General features: G+C 67.1%; 8 protein-coding genes. All 8 read left to right on the forward strand.

The genetic code is table 11. From position 1 onward, the window contains the following. Positions 1-4 precede the first annotated feature (4 nt). A complete protein-coding gene (locus AC27LF_RS22760; RefSeq protein WP_479662957.1) occupies positions 5-1,360 on the forward strand; it encodes an ABC transporter substrate-binding protein in 1,356 nt (451 codons plus the stop codon). A 43-nt stretch (positions 1,361-1,403) separates the two neighbouring features. Further along, entirely contained in the window at positions 1,404-2,432 is a 1,029-nt protein-coding gene (locus AC27LF_RS22765; protein ID WP_479662958.1) for a phytanoyl-CoA dioxygenase family protein, read from the forward strand. A gap of 607 nt (positions 2,433-3,039) precedes the next feature. Continuing rightward, on the forward strand, positions 3,040-3,927 hold the full coding sequence (locus tag AC27LF_RS22770; protein WP_479662959.1) for a carbohydrate ABC transporter permease: 888 nt from the start codon (positions 3,040-3,042) through the stop codon (positions 3,925-3,927). A 77-nt stretch (positions 3,928-4,004) separates the two neighbouring features. Continuing rightward, a complete protein-coding gene (locus AC27LF_RS22775) occupies positions 4,005-4,802 on the forward strand; it encodes a carbohydrate ABC transporter permease (protein ID WP_479662960.1) in 798 nt (265 codons plus the stop codon). A 61-nt stretch (positions 4,803-4,863) separates the two neighbouring features. Continuing rightward, complete coding sequence (locus AC27LF_RS22780) at positions 4,864-6,177, forward strand: extracellular solute-binding protein (protein WP_479662961.1); 1,314 nt, start codon at positions 4,864-4,866, stop codon at positions 6,175-6,177. A gap of 50 nt (positions 6,178-6,227) precedes the next feature. Next, a complete protein-coding gene (locus tag AC27LF_RS22785; RefSeq protein WP_479662962.1) occupies positions 6,228-7,385 on the forward strand; it encodes an ABC transporter ATP-binding protein in 1,158 nt (385 codons plus the stop codon). 76 nt (positions 7,386-7,461) lie between these two features. After that, a complete protein-coding gene (locus tag AC27LF_RS22790; RefSeq protein ID WP_479662963.1) occupies positions 7,462-8,388 on the forward strand; it encodes an alpha/beta hydrolase in 927 nt (308 codons plus the stop codon). Between the two features lie 17 nt (positions 8,389-8,405). Next, a partial coding sequence (locus AC27LF_RS22795) for an NtaA/DmoA family FMN-dependent monooxygenase (RefSeq protein ID WP_479662964.1) occupies positions 8,406-9,049 on the forward strand: 644 nt, incomplete at its 3' end.

Raw genomic sequence — 9,049 nt, forward strand, 5'->3', positions numbered from 1 at the left:
CGCAGTGACGTCTGCCCACCACGACCTCAACCGCCGGAGATTTCTCGCGCTCAGCGGAGGCTTCGCCGCGACAAGCCTGCTCACCGCCTGCGGCAGCACGCAGTCGACGGCCAAGAACACCAACAGCCCGACATACACGAGCCCCGCCGACGTGGCGGCCGCGGCCAAGGGCCAGACCGTCTCGATCGTCTACATCAACAACCCTGGCTTCGACAGCACGCTCCAGCAGATACTCGGCTCCCACTTCACGGCCACCACCGGCGTGACCGCCAAGCTGGTCGGACTTCCCTCGACCAGCTACGACGACGTCACCCAGCGGATCCAAACGGACCTGACCGCCGGCCAGGGTGACGACATGGCCCTGATCGGTTTGCAGAACGTCCGCACCTACGCCGACGCGGGGCTGGCCCTGCCGCTCGACAAGTTCCTGACGCTCAGCCCCGACTACAGCAGCCAGCTCTACCCGACATTCCTGACTCTCGGAAAGCGTAACAACTCGACCTACGCCATCCCGTACAGCGCCTCGGTCCTGGTCCTGTATTACAACGCCGACCAGTTCACCCGCGCCGGACTCGACCCCGCGAAACCCCCGAGCACGTTCACCGAACTCCGCGCCGCCGCCACCACACTCGTCCAGTCCAAGGCCGCACGCTATGGCGCCTGCGTTCCGTACGACTCGGAGGACATCTGGCCCTACCAGACGTTCCTGTCCTCCGCCGGTGGCTCCTTCATGAGCGCGGACGAGAAGAGCATCACCTTCGACTCGGACAAGGCGATCGCGAACCTCGACTACTGGGCGCGGCTGATCAAGGACGGCTACTCGGCCCCGCTCAACGCAGACGATGCCTACCAAGCCTTCTTGAGCGGTGAACTGGGCATGCTCATCACCAGCAGCGCCGCACTCGGGTCGTTCGAAAAAGGCGCATCGTTCACCCTCAAGACGGCCAAGACCCCGATCCCCGACGGCGGCACACTCCACGCACCGGCAGCCGGCGCCGGTATCGCCGTGCTGACCAAAGACGCCAAGAAGCAGGCCGCTGCCTGGCAGGTCGTCCAGGCCATCACCGGCAAGGCCGGATCCACGGCCCAGACCGAGGCCAGCGGCTACCTGCCGGTCAACAAAGCGGCAGCCGAAGACACCTCCGGGCTGGGCGGCTTCCTGGCGAAAGACCCGCTGCGCGCGGCCGCGACCAGTGAGGTCCCGGCCATCATCCCGTGGTACCAGTTCCCGGGAACCAACACCGCCGAGATCAGCAAGACCCTCCAGGACGCCGTACTCGCCGCGACCAGCGGCAAGAAGTCCACCGCCCAGGCCCTCCACGACGCCGCGGACCAGGTCACATCGCTGCTGCCGTCGTGACGAAGCCGACCGCTCGACCAAACGCTGGAAAGGAACCTGACCCATGACCAAGACGAACCGAGCCAAAGCTGTCTCGATCCGCCCCATACCTGAGGAGGTGTTGAACCGCTACATCGAGGTCGACGAGCGCCGCCGCTTGCTCGCGCCGTCGGGCGAGGCCGGGCAGACCCGTCTCACCGACCGTCCGATGTCACACCGCAGCCTCGACGGTTTCGTGCGTCCGGCCCCCGCGCTCACGCCCGCGCAGCGCTTGCACCTGGACATCTACGGCTACGTCGTGATCGAGAACGTACTCACGCCCGCTGACGTCGAGCAGTTGCGCAACGAGATCTACAACATCGAGCGGCGTTTCCTCGGCGGCGACAACCTCGACGACCTGCGTCCAGCGTTTGTGCGGCGTCACACAGAAGACATCTTCGAATTCGCGAACACTCCTCATGTCTCGCCGGCCTTCTTCGACTACCTCACCCACCCGCGCATCGTCGGGATGGCCGAAGAAAGCATAGGTGGACCGGCTCGGCTGCAGAACTCAACCGCACACATCCGCCGCGCACCGGCGGACCCGGACCGAAAGGAGCACGGGAACTCCAACGCCTATGGATGGCATCGAGGTTCCGCCGGGATGGCGGGCACGATCGCGAACGGTCTCTATCACTTCCCCTACGTCGTGGCGCTCACCAACCTCACCGACCTGGGCCCGGACGACGGCGGCACCTCGGTGATCGCCGGCACGCACAAGATCCCGGGGGAGGTGGATCTGCAGCCGATCATCGACGCCGCAGAGGTGGACCCGTCGCTGATCCACCATGTCGAGGCACCGGCCGGATCGACGCTGCTGTTCTTCGAGTCGCTCGTGCACTTGGGCGGCATCATCCGGTCCGGGCGCGATCGGGTACTCGTGATCGGTTGGTACACGCCGTCGTTCTGGGCCGCACCTCCTGGTAGCGAACCGTCGGTTGAGCTGGTACGTCGGCTGCCGGAGGAGTACCAGCGGTTCATGGTCGGTTGGACCAGCAACTTCTCGCCCGACATCCAGGGCCGCTCACTGACCGACTATCCGCCGGAGAAATAGGGTCCGCTGCACGATCGGGCGACCTCTGAACTGGCTTGCCCTGTAGGGCGGGTGGGAAGGACGTCGCTGCGCCCAAGCCTTGTCCCGAAGAGTTCCGCGAGGACGTCGCCCGGGCCGCGAGAAACCGCGGCCCGGGCGTGGCATTCGAGCACGGTCACGTGTCGGGTCCTCAGGCCCGCCGGACAGCCCTCCTACCGCTGGCTCGGCCGACCGGTGACCGATGCCGTGCTGGAGGAGGTCTACCGGCGCGAACGCGTTCTTCGACGCCCATCGTGAGGAACCGGAGTTCGGCTGCGTGTTCTCCTGCCGCAACCGCTCGGGTTTCTCGCCCTCGCCGGCCGTCTCGGCCCCGTCGGGCTTCCTCCTCCTGCCCGCCATGACTCCCCACTCCCCTTGCGGTCGCGGTCTCCACTCCACGAGAGGAACGTCGCCGCCGACGTGATCGGACAGCGTGTGGAGTCGGGTGGTGGCCGTTCGACAAACCTTGAATGAACAGTCGATCGGGGGTGCGGTCGGCGGTTGACCCCGACCTGGATCACAGCCTTCTATTTCTCTTACAAGGGATCCGCTATTCCCTTGAAAGAAACACGCGAGGATTGGAGGCAGCGTGAGCCGTTACCAGCCGCGCCGCGGCTCGGCCGTCGCCGGGCTGCTGCTGGCGCCGGCGTTCGGGGCCATGACACTGTTCGTCGCCCTGCCGGTCGCCGCGGTGGTGGCCTTGGCTTTCTTCCACTACGACCCGCTGACCCAGCAGATCCACTGGGCCGGTGCGGCGAACTGGCGCGCGGTGATCGACGGAGGGCAGCTCCGCGGGGCCTTTCTGCGCACGATCGAGTACGCCGTGCTGGTGGTGCCGGTGCAGGTGGTCGCCGGTCTGCTACTCGCCGTGCTCATCAACACTGCCGGACGCGGCGGTGCGGTCTGGCGGATCGTCCTGTTCCTGCCCTCGGCCTGCACCCTGGCGGCGATGGCCGTGGTCTGGCGATGGCTGTTCTATCCGCACGAGGGCCTGTTCGATCTCACCGTCGGCCGCGTCTTCGGCGCCGACGACTGGCTGAACTCCACAGGACTGGCGCTGCCCGCGGCGGCGATCGTGGGATGCTGGTTCGGCATCGGTTCCAGCATGATCGTCTTCCTGGCGGGGCTCACAGCGGTGCCGTCGACAACGATCGACGCGGCGCGCGTGGACAAGGCTTCCGCATGGCAGCGGTTCTGGCATGTCACCTTCCCGGCGCTCCGACCGGCCACCACTTTTGCCACCGTGATCGCCATCGGTAACGCGCTGCGGGTGTTCGACCAGGTCCGGGTGATGACCCAGGGCGGCCCGCTGGACAGCAGCACGACCCTGTCCTATCTGCAGTACACGGTGGGCGTGGAGAACCTTGACATCGGCTCGGGCGCGGTGATCAGCGTACTGTTGCTCGCGTTGACGCTGGTCGCGATAACGGCGCAGTTGCGACTGGGCCGCACATCTGCCCCGGGGGCAGCACGATGACGGCCACGACCACGTCCACGGTGGCGCCGACATGCGCGCCGGCACGGCGCCAACGTGTCCGACTCAGGCCGGCGCGGTTGATCGCCAATGCTGTCCTGGCTCTGGTGGCCGCCGTCCAGCTGTTCCCGTTCGTCATGATGTTGTGGACCTCGTTGACCGACCCGGCCCACACCCGCCCCGGGTCGCTGTCGGCAACAGGGCTGACCCTCGCCAACTTCACTCAGGCCTGGCATTCCCTGGACTGGCCGCGTCTTTATCTCAACAGTTTCGCGGTGGTGTTTCTCATCGCCGGGCTGCAGGTCGCGCTCGCCCTGCCGGCCGCCTACGCACTGGCTCGCCTGCGGTTCCGCGGTCAGCGCGCCGCCTTCTGGCTGGTGATGGTGTGCATGAACGTGCCGGCCCAGGTCACCGCGATTCCCTTGTTCTACGTGTTCGCCCGGATCGGCTGGCTCGACAGCTACCAGGTGCTCATCCTGCCGTGGATCGGCAGCGGATTCGCCGTCTATCTGCTGCGGCAGTTCATCATGTCGATCCCGCAGAGCGTCTTCGACGCCGCGCGCATCGACAAGGCACGCCCGATGGCACTGCTGTGGCACATCGTGCTGCCCAACGTCCGTCCCGCGATCATGGCCTTCCTCACCTTCTCCGTGGTGCTGCACTGGAACGACCTCTACTGGCCCTCCGTCGTGCTCCGCTCCCCTCACACCGCCACCGTCACCTACACCATCGCGCAGTACGCCGGACCGGAGAGTTCGGTCAGCTACGGCGAGCAGATGGCCGCCGCGCTCATGGCGATCGCGCCTCTGGTGGCGCTCTACCTGATAGCGCAGCGGCACCTCGTCCGCGGCCTGCAACTGACCAGCGGCGGCGAATGAAACCCCCGTACCCACGCCCCGGCCGTCGAACCGATCAGTCACTCGCCTTCCAGGAGCGTCGATGTCCACCTCCCTGTCTCTTGACCTGACACCCGCCGCGTCCGAGCCCGCGGCCCGCCGGCTGAGCCGGCGCGGCTTCCTCGGCGCCCTGTCCTCCGGCGCCGCCGCACCCCTGCTCGCCGCTTGTGGCGGCAGCAACAGTTCGTCCACGTCGAACAAGCTGACCCTGCTTCTGCCGAACTACGCGTCGGCGACCGCTCCGGTGCAAGCCGCGCTCAAGGCCGTCACCGGGCTTCCCGAGGTGGGACTGGAACTGGCGAGCGGATCGAACTGGCCAGACGTGGACACCCGGTTCCAGCAGGATGTCACAGCCGGGCGTGCCCCCGACATCGTGATGGCCGGGATCAACATGCTCGGCTACTACCGCACCAACGAGATCGCACAGCCGCTCGACGACCTGCTCCCGCCGTCCGGCTTCGACGCCGGCAGCTTCGATCCCGCCGTCCTTGCCTCCGGACGCATCGACGGCCAACTGGTCGGGGTGCCCTGGGGCATTTCCACCATGACCCTCTACTACAACAAGGAAATCTTCGCCAAAGCCGGACTCGATCCGAAACAACCACCGAAAACCCTCGCGCAGCTGCGGCAATTTTCCGAGCGCATCGTCAGCTCACACGCGGCCCGGTACGGCGTGTCGACCAGCCTGATCCAAAGCGCGGGTAACTGGGTCTTCCAGAATTACCTGCTGTCAAACGGCGGTTCAACGATCAGCTCGAACGGGAAGCGCATCACCTTCAATGAGCCGGCCGGAGTGCAGATGCTCAAGTACTGGGCCGACCTTGCCGCAGACAAGCTCAGCATGCCCGGGACTCTGCAACAGATCGACGACGCGCTCACCAGGCGCGACCTCGCGATGGTGCTCAACCCCAGCTCGGTGCGCAGTCTGATCAGCAAGTCGATGGGACCGTCGCTGGCCGCAGCGGCCATGCCCATTCCCGACGGCGGCCAGGCCAGGACCCCGCCCGGCGGCGGGGCCTTGATCATCGTGACCAAGGACAAGGCCAGGCGTCAGGCCGCAGCGAAGGTGGTCGCCGCCTTGCTCGGCGCGCGGGCGCAGAGCTTGATGGTGACGACCACCGGATACCTCCCGGTGAACAGCAGCGCTGCCCGGAAGGCCGCGTCGAGTCCCCTCGTGGCGCCGAGCGTCGCGGAACTCAGGACACTCGTGCCGTGGCAGAACTTCCCCGGCAACAACTCCAACCAGATCAACAAACTGCTCAACGACGCGATCACGGCCGCTCTGCTCGGCAAGAAGAGCCCGCAGGCCGCCCTCGACGACGCGGCGAAGGCCGGCACCGCACTGCTGCCCGCGTGACCGTGCGGCCGCTGCTCCAGACGACCACCACAACAGGAAGGCGCCCGCCCATGCCCGCACAGAGCCAACCTCCACCGCGCGGGAACCGCCCCGCATCCCGCGGCCGCCGCATCGACGTCACCGCGCTGAGCAAGATCTATCCCGACGGTACTCGGGCGCTGTACGACGTCAGCCTTTCTTGCGAGGCGGGCGACTTCGTCGTCCTGCTGGGCTCGTCCGGCTCGGGCAAGACGACCTTGCTCCGGTGCCTGGCCGGCCTGGAGCCGGCGACAGCCGGAACCATCGCGCTGAACGGCCAGGACGTCACCGCCGCGTCAGCGGGCGATCGCGACATCGCCATGGTCTTCCAGAACTACGGTCTGTACCCCAACAAGACCACCTACGCGAACATCGAGTTCCCCCTGCGGATGGCCAAGACGCCACGGGATGAACGCCGCGCCGCCGTCGCCGAAGTGGCGGCGATGCTGCGGCTGGAGCCCTACCTGGGCCGGCGTCCCAGCCAGCTGTCCGGTGGCCAGAAGCAGCGGGTCGGCATCGGCCGGGCCCTGGTGCGACGGCCTGGTGTGCTGCTCATGGACGAACCGCTGTCGAACCTCGACGCCGAGTTGCGTGTGACGATGCGCAAGGAGATCCGCTCGATGCAGCGTGCGACGGGAACGACCACGGTCTACGTCACCCATGACCAGGCCGAGGCGCTGGCGCTGGCCGATCGGCTGGTCGTCATGCAAGACGGCACGATCGTTCAAAACGATCAACCCGAGACCGTGTTCCGGCTTCCGGCGACCGAGTTCGTAGCCCGTTTCCTCGGTGGCATGAACCTTCTCCCGGCGCAGGATCCCGCTGTCCGCGAGGCGGTTTCGGGACGTCTTCCGGCGGGTTGCCCAGCCTCCGCGGTCACCACCATCGGCGTACGCCCCGAGGATTGGACCGTGCTCGGCGAGCGCGACGTCCGACGCGACGGCGAGCAGCTCGAATTCACCGGGCGCGTGGAAAGCAGCGAGCTGATCGGCCGGGAGCGGCTGCTGTCGGTCCTCATCGGAGAGCAGACCGCGCAGGTGCGGGTCTCAGCCGACCTGCCCCTGCCCGGATTCGTCTCACTCGGCGTGCGGCCACAGCACCTGTGCCTGTTCGGATCGGACGGCGAGCGGATCTCGCCCGCGCCGCACACCCACGCAAGCGCGGTCCTCACCCCACAGGCCCCCGCGTGACGGCGACGACACGACCGGACAGGCCGACTCGTGCGGATCGGAACCCCACGCCAGCCAGAGGGAAAGGACTGGGAACATGCCGTTGAACCCGGACGCTGAGCTGTACCTCGCCGGCACCACCTCTTATGTGGCCAAGGTACTGGACGGCGGGTACGGCATCGAGGAGGTCCGGCGTGGCCAGGGCGCCGCGGCGGCAACCGCGTTCGGCCCACTGGAGCCGGTCGCGTCGGTCGAGGACACAAGGGTGGAAGGCGGACCTGCCCTCCGCGTCTACCGGCCGCACGCGCCGGAGCCGCTGCCGGTCGTCGTGCACTACCACGGCGGCGGCTACGTCTTCGGCGACCTCACCACCCAGGACGGTGTGTGCCGGGCCCTCGCCGCGCGGACCCCCGCGATCGTCGTCGCCGTCGACTACCGTCTTGCACCCGAGAATCCGTATCCCGCCGCCATCGACGACTCCTGGTCCGCGCTCACCTACACGCACGAATATGCGGCACGGTTCGGCGGCGACCCGCAGCGCATCGCGGTCGGCGGGGATTCCGCCGGTGGCGCCATCGCGGCGGTCATGGCGATCCGGGCGCGCGGCGCGGGTCTGCCGCTGCGGCTGCAGTTCCTGGTGTATCCGGCCGCTGATCACGACCCGAACAGCCCGTCGATGGTCGAGTACGCCGACGGGTATGGTCTGACGGCGCACGCAATGGGCTGGTATTTCCGTCAATACCTCACCCGCGAGGCGGACTGGCACGACCCGGAAGTCTTCCCGGCCCTCTATCCGTCATCGCTGGCCGGCGTCGCGCCGGCCCACGTCGTCACGGTCGAGTACGACCCGATCCGCGACTCCGGCGAGACCTACGCCGCCCGGTTGCGCGCGGACGGAGTGCGGGTCGTGCAGATACGCGAACCCGGGCTCATCCACGGCTCCTACCGCATGCCGGGACTGATCCCGGCCGGTCGGCGCATGCTCGACGACATCGTCCACAGCCTCCGTCAAGCCTTCGCCTGAAAGGGCAGCCGACTGAAATGAAAGCACATCAGCCTCAGCTTCACCTGACCGTGTACCTGGCCGGGGCAGGTCATCACGAGGCCGCCTGGAGGTTCAAGCAAACGCGGCCCGAGCACCTCAGCGACATCGATTACGTGATCAACCTCGCCAAAGTCGCAGAGTCCGGCATGTTCGATGCAGTCTTCATCGCCGACTCACCGTATCTCTACCCGGATGTGGCATCCAACGGCTACTACGGCGTCGTGCCGTTCGAGCCGTTCACCTTGCTCGGCGCCATCGCCTCGGCGACAACCCGGATCGGTCTCATCGGGACCGCGTCAACGACGTATTACGAGCCGTTCAATCTCGCTCGTCTGCTTGCCTCGCTGGACCACATCAGCGGGGGTCGGGCCGGATGGAACATCGTGACCACCTCCGCGCCGGACGCGTCACACAACTTTGGACAGCCGGAGCATCTGGAGCACGACCGGCGGTACGAACGCGCCACGGAATTCATGAAGGTGGTGACGAGTCTTTGGGACAGCTGGGACGACAACGCCGTCGTCGCCGACCGAAGCACCGGACAGTTCTTGGCGCCAGGCTCTGTCCGGCCGATCGATCACACCGGTGAGTGGTTCAGCGTAAGAGGCCCGCTGACCATGCCGAGGCCTCCCCAGGGCCA

The organism is Streptomyces diversicolor, assembly GCF_057537855.1.

Coding starts and splice junctions, on each gene's coding strand:
- AC27LF_RS22765 (WP_479662958.1), top strand. CDS start 1,404: ATGACCAAGACGAACCGAGCCAAAGCTGTCTCGATCCGCCCCATACCT.
- AC27LF_RS22780 (WP_479662961.1), top strand. CDS start 4,864: ATGTCCACCTCCCTGTCTCTTGACCTGACACCCGCCGCGTCCGAGCCC.
- AC27LF_RS22785 (WP_479662962.1), top strand. CDS start 6,228: ATGCCCGCACAGAGCCAACCTCCACCGCGCGGGAACCGCCCCGCATCC.
- AC27LF_RS22790 (WP_479662963.1), top strand. CDS start 7,462: ATGCCGTTGAACCCGGACGCTGAGCTGTACCTCGCCGGCACCACCTCT.